The 20735-nt window shown below is 52.5% G+C and carries 16 protein-coding genes, 3 pseudogenes and 1 riboswitch; of the genes and pseudogenes, 12 read left to right on the plus strand and 7 right to left on the minus strand.

Annotation, left to right across the window (positions count from 1 at the left end; translation table 11 throughout):
- Positions 1-143: 143 nt before the first annotated feature.
- The 5 genes and pseudogenes from HBN79_RS19945 to crcB (HBN79_RS19960) form a co-directional block, all read left to right on the plus strand.
- Positions 144-389 (plus strand): annotated as a pseudogene (locus HBN79_RS19945) (arsenical resistance protein ArsH); the annotation flags it as partial.
- A 165-nt stretch (positions 390-554) separates the two neighbouring features.
- Positions 555-1610 (plus strand): ArsO family NAD(P)H-dependent flavin-containing monooxygenase, encoded by a 1056-nt coding sequence (locus HBN79_RS19950; protein ID WP_262372711.1) that lies wholly within the window; start codon positions 555-557, stop codon positions 1608-1610.
- 134 nt (positions 1611-1744) lie between these two features.
- A pseudogene (locus HBN79_RS24100) lies at positions 1745-1848 on the plus strand (fluoride efflux transporter CrcB); the annotation flags it as partial.
- 150 nt (positions 1849-1998) lie between these two features.
- Positions 1999-2379 carry a fluoride efflux transporter CrcB gene (gene crcB / locus HBN79_RS19955; protein ID WP_169917081.1) on the plus strand — a complete coding sequence of 127 codons (381 nt, stop codon included), beginning with the start codon at positions 1999-2001 and terminating at the stop codon, positions 2377-2379.
- 16 nt (positions 2380-2395) lie between these two features.
- A complete protein-coding gene (gene crcB / locus HBN79_RS19960) occupies positions 2396-2800 on the plus strand; it encodes a fluoride efflux transporter CrcB (protein ID WP_095023947.1) in 405 nt (134 codons plus the stop codon).
- A 135-nt stretch (positions 2801-2935) separates the two neighbouring features.
- On the opposite strand, the gene HBN79_RS19965 is transcribed toward crcB (HBN79_RS19960), so the two are convergent.
- Together HBN79_RS19965 and HBN79_RS19970 are read right to left on the minus strand one after the other, a co-directional pair.
- The gene (locus HBN79_RS19965) at positions 2936-4393 is read right to left on the minus strand and encodes a TrkH family potassium uptake protein (protein ID WP_169917082.1); all 1458 of its coding nucleotides are present in this window, start codon (positions 4391-4393) and stop codon (positions 2936-2938) included.
- A gap of 616 nt (positions 4394-5009) precedes the next feature.
- Complete coding sequence (locus tag HBN79_RS19970; RefSeq protein ID WP_169917083.1) at positions 5010-5480, minus strand: anti-virulence regulator CigR family protein; 471 nt, start codon at positions 5478-5480, stop codon at positions 5010-5012.
- A 792-nt stretch (positions 5481-6272) separates the two neighbouring features.
- Between HBN79_RS19970 and HBN79_RS19975 the strand changes: the two genes are divergently transcribed.
- The 3 genes from HBN79_RS19975 to HBN79_RS19985 all read left to right on the plus strand — a co-directional run bounded on the left by HBN79_RS19975 (position 6273) and on the right by HBN79_RS19985 (position 9248).
- Positions 6273-7760 carry a SulP family inorganic anion transporter gene (locus HBN79_RS19975; RefSeq protein WP_169917084.1) on the plus strand — a complete coding sequence of 496 codons (1488 nt, stop codon included), beginning with the start codon at positions 6273-6275 and terminating at the stop codon, positions 7758-7760.
- An 11-nt stretch (positions 7761-7771) separates the two neighbouring features.
- Positions 7772-8623 carry a universal stress protein gene (locus tag HBN79_RS19980; protein WP_169917085.1) on the plus strand — a complete coding sequence of 284 codons (852 nt, stop codon included), beginning with the start codon at positions 7772-7774 and terminating at the stop codon, positions 8621-8623.
- A gap of 91 nt (positions 8624-8714) precedes the next feature.
- Positions 8715-9248, plus strand: a complete 534-nt coding sequence (locus tag HBN79_RS19985) for an NUDIX domain-containing protein (RefSeq protein WP_095019792.1) — start codon at positions 8715-8717, stop codon at positions 9246-9248.
- Between the two features lie 112 nt (positions 9249-9360).
- On the opposite strand, the gene nhaA is transcribed toward HBN79_RS19985, so the two are convergent.
- A complete protein-coding gene (nhaA, locus tag HBN79_RS19990; protein ID WP_169917086.1) occupies positions 9361-10563 on the minus strand; it encodes a Na+/H+ antiporter NhaA in 1203 nt (400 codons plus the stop codon).
- Positions 10564-10834: 271 nt separating this feature from the next.
- Here nhaA and HBN79_RS19995 point away from each other — a divergent pair, with 271 nt between their 5' ends.
- From HBN79_RS19995 to HBN79_RS20005, 3 genes are all read left to right on the plus strand, one after another.
- On the plus strand, positions 10835-13045 hold the full coding sequence (locus HBN79_RS19995) for an LTA synthase family protein (protein ID WP_095019790.1): 2211 nt from the start codon (positions 10835-10837) through the stop codon (positions 13043-13045).
- A gap of 424 nt (positions 13046-13469) precedes the next feature.
- Positions 13470-16202 (plus strand): cation-transporting P-type ATPase, encoded by a 2733-nt coding sequence (locus HBN79_RS20000; RefSeq protein ID WP_169917108.1) that lies wholly within the window; start codon positions 13470-13472, stop codon positions 16200-16202.
- A gap of 67 nt (positions 16203-16269) precedes the next feature.
- Positions 16270-16704: a universal stress protein gene (locus HBN79_RS20005; RefSeq protein ID WP_095019788.1), complete on the plus strand. Its 435-nt coding sequence runs from the start codon at positions 16270-16272 to the stop codon at positions 16702-16704.
- Positions 16705-16920: 216 nt separating this feature from the next.
- Here HBN79_RS20005 and ppa read toward each other — a convergent pair whose 3' ends face one another.
- From ppa to chrA, 4 genes and pseudogenes are all read right to left on the minus strand, one after another.
- A complete protein-coding gene (ppa, locus tag HBN79_RS20010; protein WP_095019787.1) occupies positions 16921-17451 on the minus strand; it encodes an inorganic diphosphatase in 531 nt (176 codons plus the stop codon).
- Between the two features lie 59 nt (positions 17452-17510).
- Positions 17511-17606: pseudogene (locus HBN79_RS20015) on the minus strand (DUF190 domain-containing protein); the annotation flags it as partial.
- 10 nt (positions 17607-17616) lie between these two features.
- The gene (gene crcB, locus HBN79_RS20020; RefSeq protein WP_095019786.1) at positions 17617-18000 is read right to left on the minus strand and encodes a fluoride efflux transporter CrcB; all 384 of its coding nucleotides are present in this window, start codon (positions 17998-18000) and stop codon (positions 17617-17619) included.
- Positions 18001-18137: 137 nt separating this feature from the next.
- Positions 18138-18198, minus strand: a riboswitch (Fluoride riboswitch).
- A 72-nt stretch (positions 18199-18270) separates the two neighbouring features.
- Entirely contained in the window at positions 18271-19464 is a 1194-nt protein-coding gene (gene chrA / locus HBN79_RS20025; protein ID WP_095023405.1) for a chromate efflux transporter, read from the minus strand.
- A 692-nt stretch (positions 19465-20156) separates the two neighbouring features.
- On the opposite strand from chrA, the gene HBN79_RS20030 reads away from it, so the two are divergent.
- The gene (locus HBN79_RS20030; protein ID WP_095019784.1) at positions 20157-20522 is read left to right on the plus strand and encodes a histone-like nucleoid-structuring protein, MvaT/MvaU family; all 366 of its coding nucleotides are present in this window, start codon (positions 20157-20159) and stop codon (positions 20520-20522) included.
- The last annotated feature ends 213 nt before the right edge of the window (positions 20523-20735 follow it).

A 20735-nucleotide genomic window follows, 5' to 3' on the forward strand; every position in this document is an offset into this window, starting at 1 on the left:
AGAGACGTGCTCTGGGCCATACCTTACGCACTTTTGATCGAGACAGCTCCGCTCCATCAATGAATGAATGCAGGCGGCCTTCCGTGCCTGGTTCAAGGAAACGCAGCTGCTGTCTCATTTCTCCTAGGTGTTGCCAGGCTGTCCGCTATCCTAGGCTTATGTTCACTATCCCCAACCAATCTTCGGTGGCCAAGGTGTTCACCGAGTTTGATGAGGCAGGCCGGATGAAGCCGTCCTCGTACTACGACCGTCTAGTGGACGTAATGGAAGAACTTAACAAGTTCACCCTACTTCTGAGGGATCGCCAGGACTATCTTGTTGATAGATATTCCGAGCGCAAAGAGTCCGCAGAAGAGCTGTCCAAGCGTGTTAATCAGCGCTCTATTTAGTGTCATTACGTGGGAACTGCATGAGTCAGATCACGATCTCTTAGAACCGGAGTGTGGCACCTCTCGCAACACCTTGGCGTTGATCCGCAACAATGGCTGCAGGGGCTGAACCGACGCAAATGAAGCTGAATGAATGAGCATGGAGTAATAGCGGTGAATCCAAATATGAAATTTGATGTTGTAGTCATTGGCGGCGGCCAATCCGCACTCGCAACCGCCTATTTTCTGAAGCGTTCAGGTATGTCATACGTGCTACTTGATGCAGACCCGGCGCCAGGAGGCGCATGGCAGCATGGGTGGGATTCACTCCGACTATTTTCTCCGTCTTCATGGAGTTCGATTGCAGGCTGGCCTATGCCTGCTGTGTCGGAAGAAACGCCTAGCCGTGACGATGTTGTCGATTATCTGACTCAGTATGAAAAGCGATACAACTTTCCCATCATTCGTTCTACGTGGGTATCCCGTGTTGAGAGAATTGAAGACGGTTTACGCGTTGTTTCGGGGGATAGATATTGGGATGCCAAAGCGGTCATCAGTGCAACAGGCACTTGGAATCGTCCATTCATTCCAAGTTATTTAGGACAGGAGTTGTTTTTAGAGCAGCAGCTTCATTCCGCTCATTATGTAGGGCCGAATAGGTTTGAGGGAAAGACCGTCCTTGTCGTGGGTGGGGGGAACTCGGGAGCCCAGATTTACGCCGAGGTTTCCAAAGTAGCCCAGGCAACCTGGGTGACTCAAGAAGTCCCAAGGTTTCTGCCTGATGAGGTTGACGGCCGCGTCCTGTTCGAACGAGCTACGGCTCGATTGAAAGCCCAGCAGGAGGGCTCAGAACCTAAAGAACTCATAGGTGGGCTAGGTGATATCGTTATGGTTCCATCGGTAAAAGAGGCTCGTGAACGCGGTGTGCTGAACGCGGTACGACCGTTCACTCATTTTACTCCGACAGGTGTCGTATGGCCGTCAGGACATGAGACGACGGTGGATGTCGTTATTTGGTGCACCGGGTTTTTTCCAGCGCTAGACCACCTTACCAACCTAGGCCTTGTAGGCCAGGACGGCAAAGTAGCAGTGGACGAAAACCGAAGTGTTGATTTACCCAATTTATGGCTGATGGGTTACGGCGATTGGACGGGGCTCGCTTCTGCAACATTAATCGGCGTGACCCGTACTGCACGAGATGTGGTCAAACAAGTGCATAGCTATCTCGCGGGCGTAGCCTGATGGTTCGTAGTAGATCAAGCGCACCTACTATGACGCGACTTCAAGCTTGGGAATCAATGCCCACTATCAGTACTTCTGCGCAGAAGATGCTCAATGAGCGTTGATTGGGTCAGCCTCATACCTTGGACTTTACGACCTTAAGCCCTAAGTGGCGCCTCCTTATAAACACGGGTTTCTGTTGCGGTCACGCCACTTTTCTATATTTTCAGCCGAAACGGTTGCTTTGAAGCAAGAGGGCGGACAGGGCTGTACAGCCCCCACTTATGTCGGTACTGGCTTGCCTACCATGCAGGCGACGTGTCCTATCGATTGATGCCTCATTCATGTCTACGCGGTTTTTATCAACTAGAGTTCCCTGAAATTATCAACAGGCACGAGAGGGAACTTCATGACTGCGCTGGATGTTTTTTGGGTCGGATTGGGGGGCGGGCTGGGGTCTTTGTTGCGCTGGTGGATCGGACTGCGGGTGGGGCAGATCTATAAGGGATCATTCCCGCTGGGCACGTTTTTGATCAACGTCAGTGGCGCCTTTGTGATCGGTTACTTGAGCATTCTGTTTACCGTGGACTGGCGTGACCGCTACGGCGACTTCCTGAGTGCTGCCGTGCTGACTGGTATTCTTGGCGGCTACACAACGTTCAGTAGCATGCAGCTGGATGCTTCCAAACTGGCCAAGGCGAAGGATCGTGCATGGGCGGCAGGTTATCTGATCATCTCGGTACTGGTCGGTCTGGCCGCCGCCGCATTCGGCGCCTGGCTGGCGCGCTGACACAGGAGCAAACACCATGTTGAACATGATTATTCTGATTTTCGTCGGCGGCGCGTTTGGCGCCATGTGCCGCGAATTTGTCATGCTGTCAGTGCCGCGCTTGGCCGACGGCTTTCCCATGGATATTTTTGTCGTCAATATCGTCGCAGCCTTCCTGCTGGGGGTGGCCACGTCACTGTTCAAGAGCAACCGGATCAATCAATACGTACACGTCATGGTCGGCACCGGGATCATGGGCGGCCTGTCGACGTTCTCAAGCTTTGTCTTTGGCGCCGTGGAGATGATGAAAGATCCCGCCAGTGTGTTCGTGTCCATCAGTTATCTAGTGCTCAGTCTAGTCATCGGATTTGCTGCAGTGGAGTTGGGCCTCGTAGCCGGGGCCAAGGTCTCGCCAATACCAGCAGCGGACTCTTCGCACTAAACGTTCCTGATACATAAAAAGCCCTTGAGTATTGAGGGCTTTTTATTTCGTATATTTGTAGCCCTCCGGGCTTCATGCTGGGTTGGCTAAAATCTAACCAACCAGAATCTTAGATGGCTACTTTCTTAATCATCATTAGTACCTCCAAAAAACGGGTGTGATAAGTACCAGTACAGTGAGTATCTCTAATCGGCCCAGCAGCATGCCGATGGTGAGCAACCATTTTGCTGCGTCGGGTAATGATGAGAAGTTACCAGCAGGCCCGATGATGGTGCCAATTCCAGGGCCCACGTTACACACCGCAGTAGCCGCGCCACTCAATGCCGTTGTCCAGTCCAGGCCGATCAAGGCAAGTCCTAAGGCGATAATTGCAATGGTGATGCTGAAGAAAAATGAGAAAGTCAAAAGCGAGCGTAATATTTCCTCGTCAATTGGATGGCCATTGTACTTCTTCTGAATCACGGCTCTTGGATGGATTAGTTGCTTTAAGCTACCTATCAGTAAAGTTGCAGCAACCTGAAAGCGGAAGATTTTGAGGCCTCCAGCCGTGGAGCCCGAACATCCACCAACAAAGGTGAGATAGAAGAACAAAAGAACAGCAAAGCTTCCCCATAGTGTGTAATCGCCAACCGCAATTCCAGTGGTCGTGACAACAGAAGTCACGTTGACCGCTACGATACGAAACGCATCCCACCATCCGTAATCGCTGTGAAAACAGAGCCATGTCCCTACGGCCAGCCAGGTGAAAATCAAGAACCCAATAAATCCACGTACCTGGTGATCCTTAATCAGCGCACGCCGGTTGCCGCGCAATGTCGCAACATACAAGGTAAACGGTAGACTACCCAGAATCATGATGACCACAGCTATCCAGTGGATCGCTGGCTGCGTCCAATGCCCCAGTGAAGAGTCCGAAGTCGAGAATCCTCCAGTTGAGATCAAGGACATGGCGTGGTTGACCGCTTCAAACGGCGTCATTCCAGCGACCCAAAGAGCTAGCGCTCCGAGCCCCGTGAGTCCCAAGTAGAGAAAGAGGATGTATTTGGCGGCCACATGGGAGCGAGGCGTTACTTTTTCCGACCAGTCTGAGGACTCTGTCTGGAAGAGACGCATGCCACCTACCCGCAACAGTGGAAGGATCGCTACAGCCATGCCTATGAAGCCTATACCGCCGAGCCAATGCAGCATTGAGCGCCAGATCAATAATCCCGGTGAAGCGGTATCCAAGCCAGTGAGTACCGTTGACCCTGTAGTTGTGATGCCCGACATTGTTTCAAAGAATGCATCGGTGTAACTGATGTCGCTGATAAACACCATTGGCAGCGATGCGAAGATGCACACCACAACCCAACTGCCAGTAGTTAGCAGGTACATATCCCTGGGACGAAGCTGGGCGGTATCTGGGCGTCCTCGTGCGATCAACAGAAGGCCGCAGACAGATGTGATTAAGCTAGACCACAGGAAAGCTGAAAGATCGCCACCATCCCGCTCATAGACCGCCAGTGTGATCATTGGGATAATCATGCTTATAGCTAGCGTGATTAGAAAAATGCCTAAGATGAATCCGATAAGCCGTAGTCCTGCGAGAGACATATAAAATAGCCTGATGAATTAGCGCAGTGCAGTATTGGATGCTCCATCTTTAGGGGTTGTAAAATTTTCGTAAAATCTTTAATAAATTAGGGCGACAGCGCATACCAGCATCTTGCGGACGTTGGCGGTAACCGTCCGGGCAATACACCTCCCTGATGCCATCGCTTAAGGCGATGGTTTCCACCTAAATTAAGCGGACACCCATGCCACAAGAACGCCGTTCCTATTCTAAATCCTTCAAGGCCTAAGTCATTGCCGAGTGTGCGCAGCCTGACACCTCGATTGTCAATGTTGCATTGACCTACAACCTCAATGCCAACCTCGTCCATAAATGGATTCGGGTGCGTACGCAAAAAAATCTGGCGCTTCAAAGTGCCTTTATTCCGGTAAAGGCGCCGCCATCGGCAGCGGTGCATCAAGTCCTTCCCAGCACGATCCTGATCGAAGTGCCTCATTCAAAAGGCGTAGTCGTTGTGAGCTCGTCGGCAGAAAATGCAGCGGCGTGTTCCGCTTTCCTACGAGACCTGCTGTGATGATCCGCATCGACTCTATCTGGCTCGCCACCGAGCCCGTGGACATGGGGGCCGGCACTGAAACCGCAGTCGCCATTCAGGTATTAATCAAAAGCCCCGTTGAGCACTTCGTAAATAAGCCCGGTTGCTAGTGCGACGAGTATCAAGTCGGTGCCCGCCTGCTGCCATTCGTATCCATCATAATGCGGCAGCCTGCCGATCAATCGACCATCTAGCTTTTTCGCTATACCTGGTGGAAGAGGCTTGCCGCGAGCGAGGTTTTTCTGAATGCCGGGTGGCAAAGCAGGGCCTAGATTCCAGTAGTCCCGATATCCGCCAACAATCCCAAGAATGCTTCCCCGATTGATACTTGGGCCATGATTCCAATCACCGCCCCCGGAGTTTTTGCCTTTGCTTCCCTGGCCAGCCTGATTGCCATGGGCTTGGCTGTTTTGCTGGTTTCCCTTGCCGTTTCCCTGCCCCTTTCCATTACTAGGATCGGCCAATGCTTTCGCTGAGCCGCAGACCAGCGCAAGACATGTTAACGCGGCAACCAATGAGCGTGATCTGTGCATGAGTCGTTCCTTCAGGGGGCGGGATATATCTGAACTTTAGACGCTATTGACGATGCAGGTTGCATGGCCTGCAAGCCATGGCGGATTACCGCATAGAAAGACGACTCGCTATAAGAAGGCCGTGCTGCGCATCAAGGATGGATTTCCGAAGCTGAAGGATGATTCCAAGGAATCAGGAGGATCGGGCATCAGCGTGACTAATAGCGCTGGCAAGGTAAGCGTCTGGCATGGGTTCAAGGCAAGTTGAATCTGGCTTAAGAAGTTGTCCAGATGCTTTTGCCGGACGCTTACCGTTAGCGAGGCTTAATGCGTTCAAAAGCCACCTTTGAGCGACCTAGATCAAAAGTCGGCTAGAAAACAATAAATTGCATCTGGTTGGCTAATATCTGCACTTCTCAGAAGTGTAGTTCCCAACTGAGAGGTCGAGAGCTTACAAGAGGAAGCGTAGGCGAGGGATGTATCCAAGAGGTGTTAGTCAACGCAAATCTCCCAATGCGAGACAACAGGTCGTAATCGACAGTAGTTACAATGTATAATTTCGGCTCGCATACCCCTTGAGCTACAGGAACACTAGCATGACTGTACTCCAAACGATCTACTGGCAGCCTACGCCGCCTTAGCGCTACGCCCCCTCGCAACACCCTGCTTCCGCTAGCCTCGCTCGCGGGTGCGCACTGCTGTACGCCTGGTTCTACACCTTAAGCACACAGCAAAAAATCCTCAAAATTTGAATTTGCATCGGTTCGCTCGCCATTCCTTTGGCGTGCGCGATGCTTTGCCTTGGATATTTATATGCTGCAAAAACTTAGACAAACGTGGTTTTCCAATGTCCGTGGAGATGTGCTCGCGGGGATCGTGGTCGCACTTGCACTGATTCCCGAAGCCATCGCCTTTTCCATCATCGCCGGCGTTGACCCAAAGGTTGGGCTTTACGCCTCTTTCTGTATCTGTGCTGTTATCGCCTTTGTCGGTGGTCGTCCCGGCATGATCTCGGCGGCTACCGGCGCCATGGCACTGCTCATGGTTACTCTGGTTAAAGAGCACGGACTTCAGTATCTGCTTGCAGCCACGTTGCTCTGTGGGGTACTTCAAATTCTCGCGGGTTACCTGAAGCTAGGTTCACTGATGCGCTTTGTCTCTCGCTCTGTGGTCACGGGTTTTGTGAACGCCTTGGCGATTCTGATTTTTATGGCGCAGTTGCCGGAACTTACGAATGTCACTTGGCACGTCTATGCCATGACCGCAGCAGGCCTCGGGATCATCTACCTGTTCCCATACGTACCGAAGATCGGCAAGCTGATTCCGTCACCGTTGGTGTGCATCCTGACGCTGACTGCCGTCGCCATTTACCTCGGTTTGGATATCCGCACCGTCGGTGACATGGGCCAACTGCCTGACACGCTCCCGATCTTCCTCTGGCCTGAAGTACCGCTGAATTTTGAAACCCTGCGTATCATTTTCCCGTACTCGGCTGCCTTGGCCGTAGTGGGTCTACTCGAGTCAATGATGACCGCGACCATCGTCGACGATCTGACCGATACCACCAGCAATAAAAACCGCGAGTGCAAAGGCCAGGGTGTGGCCAACATCGCTGCCGGCATGCTTGGCGGCATGGCTGGTTGCGCCATGATCGGCCAATCGATCATCAACGTGAAATCCGGTGGTCGTACCCGTCTCTCAACATTGTGCGCCGGCGTTTTCCTGCTGCTGATGGTGGTGTTTCTTGGCGAATGGCTCTCCAAAATCCCTATGGCGGCACTCGTAGCTGTGATGATTATGGTGTCCATCGGCACGTTTAGCTGGGATTCCTTGCTCAATCTGAAAAAGCATCCGCTGTCGACCAACCTCGTGATGGTGGCGACCGTCGTGGTCGTCGTGGCCACTCACAACCTAGCCTATGGCGTACTGGTAGGTGTGTTGCTGGCTTCGCTGTTCTTTGCCAATAAGGTTGGGCACTACCTGGATATCAAGAGCACTTTGGAAGAGACGGAATCGCATCGGACTTACCACGTCGTGGGCCAGGTGTTCTTTAGCTCTGCGGACAAGTTCACTGAAGTCTTTGACTTCAAGGAAGCTCTCAACAAAGTCACCATCGATCTCACACAGGCGCATTTCTGGGATATCACTGCCGTCGCAGCGCTGGATAAGGTCGTGATCAAGTTCCGTCGTGAAGGCGCTGAGGTTGAAGTGCTCGGTCTCAATGAAGCCAGCGCAACAATCGTTGACCGCTTCGGTGTGCATGACAAACCCGGTGCCATCGACAAGCTCATGAGCCACTAAGGAGAACGACAATGACCCACGTAATGGCATGCATTGATAACTCACAATCCTCATTGGCGGTCTGCGATTACGCAGCATGGGCCTCGCAACGACTCAGCGCTCCCCTGACCTTGCTTCATGTGCTGGATAAGGAGAAATATCCTGCATCCGCAGACCTTAGCGGCAATATCGGTCTCGGTAGCAGAGAGCATCTAATGGAAGAGTTGGCCACGCTGGATGCGCAGCGTGCAAAACTGGCCTTGGAGCATGGGCAGCACATGCTTGAAAAAGCTCGCGAGCGGACAGTTATCTCTGGCGCCATGTCACCTGATCTGAAGCAGCGCCATGGCCATCTCGTCGAGAGCCTGAGCGATCTCCAAGACGATATTCGATTACTGGTGATTGGAAGAGTCGGTGAGGACAGCACGCGCAGAGCCCAAAGTCTTGGCACCCAGATTGAAGCGGTAGTCCGAACTATCCACCGCCCCATCCTGATTACAACCAGCCATTTCAGGAAACCTGAAACGGTCATGGTGGCATTTGACGGCAGCGCTACAGGCCACAAGACTGTACAGATGATTGCTTCAAGCCCGCTGTGCGAAGGCCTGCCAATTCATATCGTCATGGTTGGTAAGGACTCTGAAGAAAATCAGAACGAGCTGGAGAAAGCACGAGCCACATTTGCCTCTTCTGGCTCGTTGGTGCATGCCGAGATCCGCCCAGGCGAAGTGGAGTCGGTACTTCATGCATATCAGGCAGAGCAAGGCATTGACCTCTTGGTCATGGGGGCGTATGGGCACTCTCGCATCAGGCAGTTTCTGGTAGGCAGCACGACCACGACGATGCTGCGAACATCCACTTTACCCGTATTGCTGCTTCGCTGAGCCAATTCCACTGGTCACAGTATTTCCAGAACTGCGGAAATGCCGTGGCCACCTTGGACGATGACTACTGATCTTGCCGTAACGAGACCACATGCAACTCATAACTGAAATTGTTCACCCCGAGCTGAAATCCAAACAGGGCAGAGTATTCCGTCGACATGCAGCACGCGGCATCGTGATGCGGGATGATCAGATCCTGTTGCTGTTCACCGAGCGCTATAACGACTTCAGCTTTCCTGGAGGCGGTCTTGATGGTGACGAGGACATTGTCACAGGCCTGAGGCGTGAGCTTGAGGAAGAGACTGGTGCCCGTGAAATACAGGTACTCCAGCACTACGGTTATATCGAGGAGTACCGGCCCTACTGGAAGCCACAGTACGATCTGATGCACATGACCTCGCATTTTTATCAATGCGAAGTCGCGCCCCAGCTAGCGCCCGTGAGAATGGAAAGCCACGAAATCGCTAATGGTATGCGGCCTGTCTGGATCAACCTGCATGAAGCCATAACGCATAATGAAGCCGTGATGCAGCGTCAGGAGTCATCGATGGGGCAGTCAATTCAGCGCGAAACGTTCATGCTGAAAAAAGTCGCGTCCGAGTTGATGCCGCCAATCAGCCTTTGAGGGGCTATCTCAGCAGCTTGTGGCGTAAAGCACGATGACCTCACTTCGCGAGACGATGTTCCAGCCACAGGATTTCTGTCTGGGAGAAACTCCGTGGCCGGCTCGCTTAGGCTTATTTAGAGACCGTGGCGGCGACAATGGCGGGCCCAGCGCTGCGTCGCAAAATCAGGACTCCACCGATTGCAGCCAAGGTCGAACCGATCAACACACCGACTTTTACTTCGTCGATCAGGTGAGCTGATCCAGCAAACGCCAGGTTTCCGATGAACAGGCTCATGGTAAAGCCGATGCCACACAGGAGCGCAACGCCGTAAAGCTGTGCCCAATTGCTGCCTTCCGGCAGTTTGGCCAAGCCCATACGAATGGCCAGAGCAGCCAATAGGAAAATGCCAATCTGCTTGCCCACCAACAAGCCGAGCGCAACACCCAGCGGAACCGGATCGACTAGGTTTTCCATCGAAATACCGGCTAATGAAACACCCGCGTTGGCGAAGCCGAAAATCGGCACCACAGCGAATGCTACCCACATGTGCAGCTTCTCTTCTAGGAAGAGCAGTGGAGACCTAGCTTCCTCTTCTGGCTTGCCCATTGGGACACACAGTGCAACGGCAACACCCGCAAGAGTGGCATGCACCCCCGACTGCAGCACGAAGAACCACAGCACACCACCGACCAGCATATATGGGAATAATCGTCTGACGCCCAATCGATTCATTGCGATCAGAATGACCAGGGTTGCGAGCGATGCCAGCAACATCGGCATGGAAAGACCAGTGGTGTAGAAAAAGGCGATGATAACCACAGCACCCAGGTCGTCAATGATCGCCAAGGCAGCGAGGAAGACCTTCAGCGACGTAGGGACTCGCTTCCCCAGCAACGACAAGACGCCCAAGGCGAATGCGATGTCGGTAGCGGCTGGAATAGCCCACCCCTTCAACGTCTCAGAATTACTCCAGTTGATTGCGATGTAAATAAGCGCAGGCACAACCATGCCACCGACGGCACCAAATCCAGGCAAGGCGCGCTGTCCCCAAGTGGAGAGCCCTCCTGCCAGAACCTCTCTCTTGATCTCGAGTCCGACCATCAGGAAGAAGATCGCCATCAAGCCGTCATTGACCCAATGCTCGACAGACATGCCCAACCAGACACTGTGCAAGGCTGCAAAATAACTTTGCGAGAGAGGCGAGTTGGCCACGATTAGTGCCGCGAGTGCTGCGCCCATCAGCACAAGACCGCCAGCGGACTCCGACGACAGGAAGCGAGCCAGAATCGCGGCTGCTCTAGGGGTTTCGGCTTTAGCTTGATGATTAGTCATCAACGTCCTTTGGATCACTTAAAAGGTAATATATTAACACTTGGCCCATACATGCGCGGCGGGGTTAAACAGCCTGAAACAGTTAATGCTGAAGGGCATAGTCAGCGAGCATTCCTCAACGCAAGCCTCTGAAATAGGGCTTACGTCCAAGCACCAATGCCGTCACTGACTCGATCCACCGTCTCCTTTTCGAATAACCCGATGAGTCGTCCCACTGCTTGATACCATCCAGCACACTTATATGAAGATTTAATGTCTGGAAGGCCTTTGCGTGAACGTTATCCATCGCTGGTTAAGTCAACCCCGTGCACGTCTCATCGCCTTGATCGGACTGGTTCTGATCATGCCTTTGTGCCTGCGTGCAGCTCTGGGTTGGTCGAATCCACTTGGCTATCTTTCAGATCTGGGAATTGCGAGCCTGCTCATCGTACTCTTGCATCGCTGTCCTTGGTGGTTAGCGCTACCGGTATTGCTGGCATGGGGGCTTATGACTCTGGCGACTGCCGAACTGGTCAGCGCGGTCGGTAGGCTTCCCAACTCATCAGACCTGCACTACCTGATCGACCCTCAGTTTTTGGAAAACTCTACCGGGGGTGGTTTCGCCCAGCCTTGGCTGGCCGCTACTCTGTTTCTTGGGCTGGTGGTTTGGCTGGTCACGCAGTACCTAGGACGCTCCGCTACGTCTCCGAGCTTGCCACGAAACGCGTGGGCAGCACCGCTACTGCTGTTGATCACCCATTGGGGTGCTCAGCACCTGTACCCCTCAGAAGAAGACCAGTGGCGCTTGTTCAACCTGCCACATCAGTTGATGGCCGCGAGCGTTGGCGATGTTCAGGCAAGCGCAGAAGAGTGGCTGGAGCGTGATGTTGTCGATGTTCCACCGCAAATGGCGGGGCTTACTCAACTCGATCTGGACGGACAGAAATTGCTCGCGGCACCAGGGCGGGCGCGAAATGTGTTGATCATCGCGCTGGAAGGTATTCCTGGTGCCTACGTTGGCGTCAACCGCCAAGCCCTGCACAGCAGCTATCAAGAAAATCTCATGCCCAACCTCAGTCGCTGGGCAGAACGCGGAATGAATACGCCGGATTATGTACTGCATAGCCATCAAACCATTCGCGGCCTTTACGCTATGCTTTGCGGCGATTACGACAAACTGGACAACGGAACGCCCAAGGGGGTTGAGATGTTGACCCAGAACAAACGGAACAAGGCGTGCCTCCCAGCCCAACTGCACAAGAACGGATTCGCCACGCACTACCTTCAGGGTGCAGGCCTTAGATTCATGGCCAAAGACAAGATCATGCCGCACATTGGCTTCGATGCTACCCACGGCTTGGAATGGTTCACCAATAGCAACTATCTAGATTTTCCTTGGGGCAAAGACGACAAGGCGTTCTTCGAAGGGGCACTCGACTACGTCGGCCAGCTGAAAAAGCAGAAAAAACCATGGATGCTGACCCTGCTGACCGTTGGCACCCACCAACCCTATTCGGCCCCTCAGGACTATCTTGAGCGCTACGACACACCCAAGCAGGCTGCCGTCGGATATCTGGATGATGCCCTAGGGCAATTCCTCAACGGCCTGGAACGCCAAGGCATCTTGAAAAACACCTTGGTGGTGATCACCTCGGACGAATCTCACGGAATTGATGGAGTGCGCCTAGCTTCCTCTTGGGGTTTCAACCTGATGTTAGCGCCCGAGCAGGATCAGTTGCCCAAGGTAAAGTCTGGGGTCTACGGGCATGTCGATCTGAGTGCCTCAATACTCGACTATTTCGCCTTACCTGTCCCCTCAGCCTTGAGCGGTCGCTCGCTGTTTCGTGACTATGAAACAGGCCGCGAGATCATGTCGTTCACCAACGACAAGCTGCGTTATCACGATGGCCAAGGCACCTTGATCGAGTGTGACTTTCAACAGCGTTGCAGGAATTACAATAGCGCAGGGTTCATTGCCGACCACGCTACCCTTGCTGGACAGTACGGGGGCAAACGAGCACGAGAAATCACATCAAAAGCCTCGGCGCTGGATCATTCGCTGATCCGGACACCGTTGAACCAGCACTACCAGTTCGGCAGTCCCACCATCATCCCGCTTCAGGCACAGATCAAGGATGACTGGGCTGACAACCTGATCGGTGCTCAGTATCTGGAAATGCCCAAGGGCTCACAAACACGCGTGCGCCTGACCGTGCGCTCTTTAGATCCACAGCAGAACGCCTACATCCTGCTGAAAGCCAAGGAGTTGGAGCAGGATGTGCCACTGGGGCTGCCAGCAGAAATGGTCGTCACTGCCGATCAGCCGCTGGAGATGGACTTCAGTTTCGATAATACGCAGCCGCGTAAAGCGTTCTCGTTCCACCTGCTTGGCTATGGGCTAGGTGCCGTTGAAGTGAGTGACTTCAGCGTTATTACCGAGCTGCTAGAAGCACCGGAGGCGCTGGAAGAGTCCCAGGTTGATAACGTAGCTAAATCAAGTTAGGGCGCTATGCATAACTGGGATTAAGTTGAAAGTATTAATATTCCGGGTTTAACAAGGCAACACAGGAATATTGCAAAAACTGCATGCCATATAGTGAATAAACAGAGTTTTCTTAAAGCAGCAGTAGTATTTATGCCTCCCCGTTTTTGCTTCGCGCAGTGCTCGGCTGCATGCAATATTAGATAAAAATCTAGAAGATTAAACTTCTCACCAAAACATTTTGTCACATTAATTGCTGCTGATAGTTTGATCTACATCAGTAATTGCCAACCGGTTGATTGCGTTACATCTATAGTTCCTGTCAGCTAGAAGGAACTATAGGATGTAAGACCGAAAATAATGTTTTCAGCCTTATATTCCCACGCTCGCTCATGATCACCTCAGCCCGTCTCACTTGAGCTGTGTGCACAGGAGATACTCATTGATGAAGCAGGTGGTCGACGCATCAACGGGGCAAACACCAATCCCTCCGCATTCCGTGGCCTGGCACTCCCTACCTGCAGAGCAGGTGACAAACCTGCTTGAGGTCAATGAGCATGTCGGGCTGGAGGCCGCCGAAGTTCAAGCCCGGCTTGACCGCACTGGTTTCAATCGTTTGCCAGAAGCCGCACGGCGACCCGCCTGGCTGCGATTCATGCTGCAATTTCACAACATTCTGATTTATGTGCTTCTAGGATCCGCTGCGATTACCGCGATGCTGCAGCATCTGTGGGATACGGTGGTGATTCTGGCGGTGGTCATTGCAAACGCAATCATTGGCTACGTCCAGGAAGGCAAAGCGGAAAAAGCCATGGACGCTATCCGGCAGATGCTGGCACCGCACGCCGCCGTGATTCGCGCAGGCCAACGCTTAAGTATTGTGGGCGAGGAGCTAGTACCGGGCGATATCGTATTGCTGGAGGCGGGAGACAAAGTCCCTGCTGATTTACGCCTGCTGCACGTGAACAGACTACAGATTCAAGAAGCCATTCTTACAGGTGAATCCGTACCAGTAGAGAAACATACCCAGCCAGTGGGCCTCGAATCAGCCTTGGGTGATCGTAATTGCATGGCGTTCAGCGGCACTCTCGTGACATGCGGACAAGCTACAGGGGTTGTAGTTGCTACCGCAGCAGCAGCTGAGATCGGACGCATCAGTACGCTACTTGCTGGAGTAGAAACGCTGACAACTCCGCTGGTGCAGCAAATGAACGTCTTTGCACGTTGGCTGACGATCTTGATCTTGCTAGTCGGTGGCCTTCTGCTCGTATTCGGCCATTATGTCGCGCACTACGAGTTCACAGAGATTTTCATGATCGTAGTCGGGATGTCAGTAGCTGCGATACCTGAAGGATTGCCCGCCGTCCTTACCATCACGTTGGCTGTCGGAGTTCGCGCAATGGCTCGCCGCAACGCTATCGTGCGTCGCCTGCCTGCCATCGAAACACTAGGCTCGGTATCCGTCATCTGCACTGACAAAACTGGAACACTGACCCGCAACGAAATGATGGTCGCATCGGTCGTCACGAACGATCTTCTCTTCACGGTCGATGGCGCAGGTTATCAGCCAGCGGGAGGCTTCAGGATTGCCGATCAGCTGATCGAGATATCGTCTCACCCTGCGCTCTCAGAATTGGGGCGAGCAGCAGGTCTCTGCAACGATGCCGTGCTGCGCCAGAATAAAGACTTATGGACGGTTGAAGGCGATCCGATGGAGGGAGCCTTGCTAGCGTTTTCCGGAAAAACCGGAATAGATAGCGATGAAGATCATCGTACCTGGCCACGAAGCGATGCCATTCCGTTTGACGCGAAACACCGTTTTATGGCGACCCTCCATCACAACCATAATCGCCATGCTTCTATCTATGTAAAAGGTGCGCCAGAGCAAATACTGGCCATGAGCACGCGGCAGTTCGTAACCGATGGCGTGACTGAGCCCCTTAACGCGGACTACTGGTACGAACAGGCAAACACCATCGCCGCAAAAGGGCAGCGTGTATTGGCGTTTGCAGCTAGGTCAGTTCAGCCAGAGCACACTGTGTTGGAGTTTGGGGACGTGCAAGGAAAGTTAACCTTGTTGGGCATGGTCGGGCTAATTGATCCGCCTAGACCCGAGACGATAAAGGCAGTTCAACAATGCCAGGCAGCGGGAATTGTTGTAAAAATGATCACTGGCGATCATGGCGGCACCGCCGCCGCAATTGGTCGTCAGATTGGCTTGCATAATCCCGACAAGGTGCTGACTGGTGTAGACCTGGACTCCATGAACGATGCCGCCCTCAAGGAGGCGGTAAAGGAAGTCAATATCTTTGCTCGTACCAGCCCTGAACATAAACTCAGGTTGGTCATGCTGCTGCAGTCGAATGGCATGACAGTGGCAATGACGGGCGATGGCGTTAATGACGCACCAGCGCTAAAGCGTGCCGATGCTGGCATCGCTATGGGGGGGAAAGGTAGTGACGCCGCCAAGGAAGCTGCCGACTTGGTGCTGGCTGATGACAACTTCGCGTCCATCGTTGCTGCAGTGCGCGAGGGGCGTACAGTCTACGACAATATTAAGAAAGTCCTGAGCTGGACGCTTCCCACAAGCGCAGGTGAAGCCATGACCATCATCGTGGCCCTGCTCCTCGGCCTTACACTGCCGGTGACGCCGATACAGATTCTGTGGATTAATCTTATAACCGCAGTAACGCTCGGCATAGCGTTGGCATTCGAGCCCACCGAAGATAACACCATGCGCAGACCGCCTCGTTCGCGCAAAGAGCCATTGATAAGCGGTGCTTTAGTCTGGCATATGGTGCTTGTTTCTATTCTGTTCCTCTGTGGTGTTTACGGCATTTTTTCGTATGCGCTCGACCGTGGCTACTCCGTGGAGTTGGCCCGAACCATCGCGGTGAATACGCTAGTCGTGATGGAAATTTTCCATCTGTTCTTTATTCGTAATCTCTACAGCACATCGCTCACCTGGAAGGGCATTCGTGGCACCAAGGTCGTGTGGATGACCGTCGCAGTGGTTACCTTGGCCCAGTTCGCCATCACCTACGCGCCACCTCTGCAAAAGGTGTTTGCCACAGAAGCGATCCCCTTCCTTGATGGCCTACTTATCATCGGGGTCGGTGTTGCGCTCTTTGCGATCATCGAGATTGAAAAACAGATTCGAATCCGCCTGTCCGAGTAGAACTGATTGCAAGCTGGCAATCCCCTAACGACAAGCATCTTCATGCCACTGAAAGAGGATTTAGAAAATGCATAAAATACTTGTAGCTGTCGATGGCTCCGAGCACTCGGAGCGCGCAGTGCGTTACCTTATTGGGCTAATCCAAGATGGCGGATTACTGGGCGGTAGTGTTGAGGTACATCTGGTGAATGTACAGCCACTGTTACCAACTCGAATTGCACACGACATGAGAGCGGATGAGATTGATCGTTACTACGGTGATAAAAGTGCTGAGAGCTCACAAAAAGCTGGGGTGCTTCTGAAGCAGGAAGGGGTTGCATTTACACTTCACACCTTACAAGGCGATGCAGCAAGCCAAATCGTGGCGTGCTCACACTCTTTAGGATGTAACAACATCATCCTAGGCTCACATGGCAACGGCTTTCTTGCAGGGATTTTTCTGGGCTCTGTCGCGGCAAAGGTGATTCAGCTCTCAGATATACCAATCACCTTAGTCAAATAGGAAATCGTCAAATGCATGCTAGCGCGACCCCATAAGTGGGTTATCAAAGGCCGATATTCTGGAATGACTTTGATTGAGTTGAGTCATGCGCAGCATAGCCATCCACTTTTCTATGCGTGTGGTTCCCTCGACATTTGATGTCCCGAGCGACTGAGAGGCAAATCACTTGCCCCTCAGTTCTGACTCCCGGCTGATGCTTTCAATTTGGAGTGAAACCTACTTGGGAATATACGCAGCTACCGACTTGCGAATCTCTTCCCGCGCCTCATCCGCGCTCCCCCAACGCCCCATCTTCACCCACTTACCCGGCTCCAATGCTTTGTAGTTTTCAAAGAAGTGCTGGATCTGTGCGAGGAGTAGCGCAGGGAGGTCTGAGCACTCCTTTACGTCGTTGTACATCGAGCTGAGTTTTTCATGAGGCACAGCGATCACCTTGGCATCCGCTCCGGCTTCGTCAGTCATGTACATCACACCCACCGGGCGACTGCGTATTACAACTCCAGGTGAGACGGGATAAGGGCAAACCACCAGGACGTCCAGAGGATCTCCGTCATCGCTCAACGTATTTGGAATGAACCCGTAGTTGGCCGGATAGAACATCGGTGTGCTTAGGAAGCGGTCAACGAAGATCTGTCCGCTCTGCTTGTCGACCTCGTACTTGATCGGCGAGTGGTTTGCAGGGATCTCAATAACTGTGAAGAAGTCATCGGGGATCGCGTTACCAGCAGGAATGTCCGCGTAGCTCATGTTCTTACCTCCGATGTTGTAGAAGTGGTTGCGTCGGACGGATCTATCCCAAGTGGGCTCATTTCTTTTGGCAAATCGACGATCCATTCACCTAACATCTTTACCTGATAGCGACGGTTTTGTTGAGTAAAGAAAACGACCATAAAGCCTTTCATGTCTATCCCCTCAGCGAGTACCAATCACTTGGTATGAAAGAAGCCCGGCAGTTGTCATCGTCAACGAACCAACCACGTGCAACGAAATTGAGCCAAGCGCCCAGAGCAGTTTTCCTTCCTGAATCAAGGTGACTGTTTCGGCTGAAAATGTAGAAAAAGTGGTAAGACCACCACAAAATCCGGTGATGATCAGGAGGCGCCATTCAGGGCTGAGCGAAGGCGATGCAGCCAAGAAGGCGATGGTCAGCCCTATGAGATAACCCCCGACCATGTTCGCGACTACAGTCCCGGGAGGAATCGTAGGAAATAGAGCGTTCAGCTTTATACCCAAAAGCCAGCGTAACCAAGCACCAACTGAGGCGCCGATGGCAATGACGATCAATGATTTCAGCATGGCGAGCACTCCTTACCAAACCTGGAGGGCCAAGCATGCAGAGGGACAGCGCTGTAAGATGGGCGAAGCACGAAAAGTAAGATCATATCCTGTCCTAAATTAGGGACAGGGAGGCACACCTACGCACCCTGTCCAGGGTTCACGTAGGCATCATCAGCACAAGGCGGTTAAAGGAGGAATGCCATCTCCTGATAAGATCCTATAGCATCTGCGCTACTGACATCAATAACCTCCTCTAGAGATCAAGATACCTTTGGCTGATGCTTGCTTTCAAAGTACACCGCTGAGCCACCATCCAAGCATTCCACTGCCCAAGACGACTACCCATGGGGGAACCCTCCAAAACATTAGGGCGACAAGGGCTATCAGCGCCAAACCGAAGTCTTGAGGTTTCAAAATTGCACTCGTCCAGACTGGGTTATATAAGGCCGCCAAGAGTAGCCCTACTACTCCCGCATTAATTCCTGCAAGGGCCGATTGGGTGCGAAAACTATGTCGTAGTTGCTCCCAGAATGGCAGCACGCCGATTACGAGTAGGAATGAAGGTGCGAAGATAGCGACCAGGCATACCGTAGCTCCGATCCAACCAGAGGGTTGGGCGTTCATGGACGCTCCGAGAAATGCTGCGAAGGTAAAGAGCGGGCCCGGTACGGCCTGTGCTAAGCCATACCCAGCAATGAATGTGTCGTTGGTTACCCATCCGTTGAATACGGTCGCAGACTGAAGTAACGGTAGTACAACATGCCCCCCTCCAAAAACTAATGACCCTGCTCGGAAAAAGGCATTCGTCATAGCTAGTGCTTCAGAGGGCCAAACCTGGATCAAAAATGGTAGGCCTACCAATAAGCCAAAGAACACCACCAACGATACCAGACCTACTTTTCGGCTAACTGATATTGGAAGGGGCTCAGCAGTATGCTGTTGAGCAGGCTTGAAAAGCATCAGACCGATGACAGCACTGCAGATAATCACGGCGATCTGCCCCCAGGCATTTGGCCAGATGAGTGCTGCGCAAGCTGCAAACACAGCGATGGTTACCCTGGGCACATCAGTACAAATATTGCGCGCCATTCCCCAGACGGCTTGAGCAACAACAGCAACCGCGACGATCTTAAGTCCGTGCAAAAGACCGCTTGGGAATGCATTTCCCCACGCGGACATCCCTTGCGCAAACAAAACGAGGATTATTGCCGATGGCAGTGTAAACCCAGCCCACGCGGCAACTGCTCCAGAGAAACCAGCACGCGATAGCCCCAAACCTATGCCTACCTGGCTACTGGCAGGCCCTGGCAGAAACTGGCACAGGGCGACCAAATCGATATAACTGCGCTCACTGAGCCATTGGCGCCGAACAACAAACTCTTCGCGGAAGTAACCTAGGTGTGCAATTGGCCCTCCGAAGGAGATGAATCCCAAGCGCAAGAACACCAGAAAAACCGTCCACGGGGTATGGGCTGTAATCATCTTGGTACTACTTTCAGCTGACAAGATTCATGCTCCCAAAAATAGCTGCTGTACTGACCAATTAACACTGTGGCTACGCTCTACAATCCAATATGCCTGTTTTAGGAGGCGCTTACATCGATTTACACACACACACACCGACGACTTTGGGCAGAGGCAGGGCGATGGTTACCTTAGTCAGCAGGTCAATCCGCAAGAAGCCGTTGAAGTAGCCCGAGGCGTGACTGGACATTCAGTGGATTTAAAAGGCCTGCTTGGGCTGGGCCCGGTGTCCGATCTACATACCAAAATCTGCCTCAAGACGGGAACCCTTCAAATTGGTCGGCAATGCCCCGACGGGCATGATTTTCAGTATCTCGCTAGTAAGATACTCGGCGTGAGCGGAGTAAGTCGCGATTCGCCCTTGCTCAACCGACCTATAAGGCACAGCCGCGTCTGCAGCTGCTGGGTAAATCTCAGAATACTCAGCACATCATCCTGAATAACCCCTAGTTTCATAGACACATCCATGCCACAAAGATGTTGACCTCAATACTTCGCTTTTGACAGGGAACGAATAAATTTAGAGTGTGAGCCCAGACTCCACAGTACGCGTCTTCGTGATCGTTACTCATGGATCTTATACCTAAACGATTGACGGAAAACTCCAAAGTTGGTGTATTGTTATGGGACTAACTACGTAGAGACTAAACATGTCCAAACTTGCTGAATTTCGCCAACTCGAAAAACACCTTGCCGAACAACTCGAGGCTCTCGAAACACTGAAAGGCGATGCTGGTCTCAAAAAGGAAATAGAGTTTGAGTCGAAGCTGCGCGCTCTGCTTGCTGAATACGGTTACAGCCTGTCTAACATCATCAACTTGTTGGATCCTCAGACTGGCCGCAGCACTCCAGTAGTCAAATCCAAAGCTGGCACTCGTAAGCCACGTCAGGTGAAGGTCTACAAAAATCCGTACACTGGCGAGGTCATCGAAACCAAAGGTGGGAATCACAAAGGTCTGAAGGAGTGGAAGGCAGAACACGGCTCAGATACCGTTGAGTCCTGGCTGACCAAGTGATTTTGGTTTGAGTACAAAAGGGCCCTTCGAAGGCCCTTTTTGTATGTTATTTGAGATAGGTGGTTGATCTTCTCGGCGGAGAATTCAAGCATCTCCAGAGGCTCTTGAGTAACTCCTATCTGACGCTGAAATCTGTGCGTTTCTGGCCATAGAAGCTTAGTGTTAGCCAACTCCCCCAGATTACGACCCATCCTGAACGCCCCTGCTGAGTAT

The organism is Pseudomonas sp. WS 5051 (assembly GCF_012985715.1).
Taxonomy (GTDB): Bacteria; Pseudomonadota; Gammaproteobacteria; order Pseudomonadales; family Pseudomonadaceae; genus Aquipseudomonas; species Aquipseudomonas bubulae.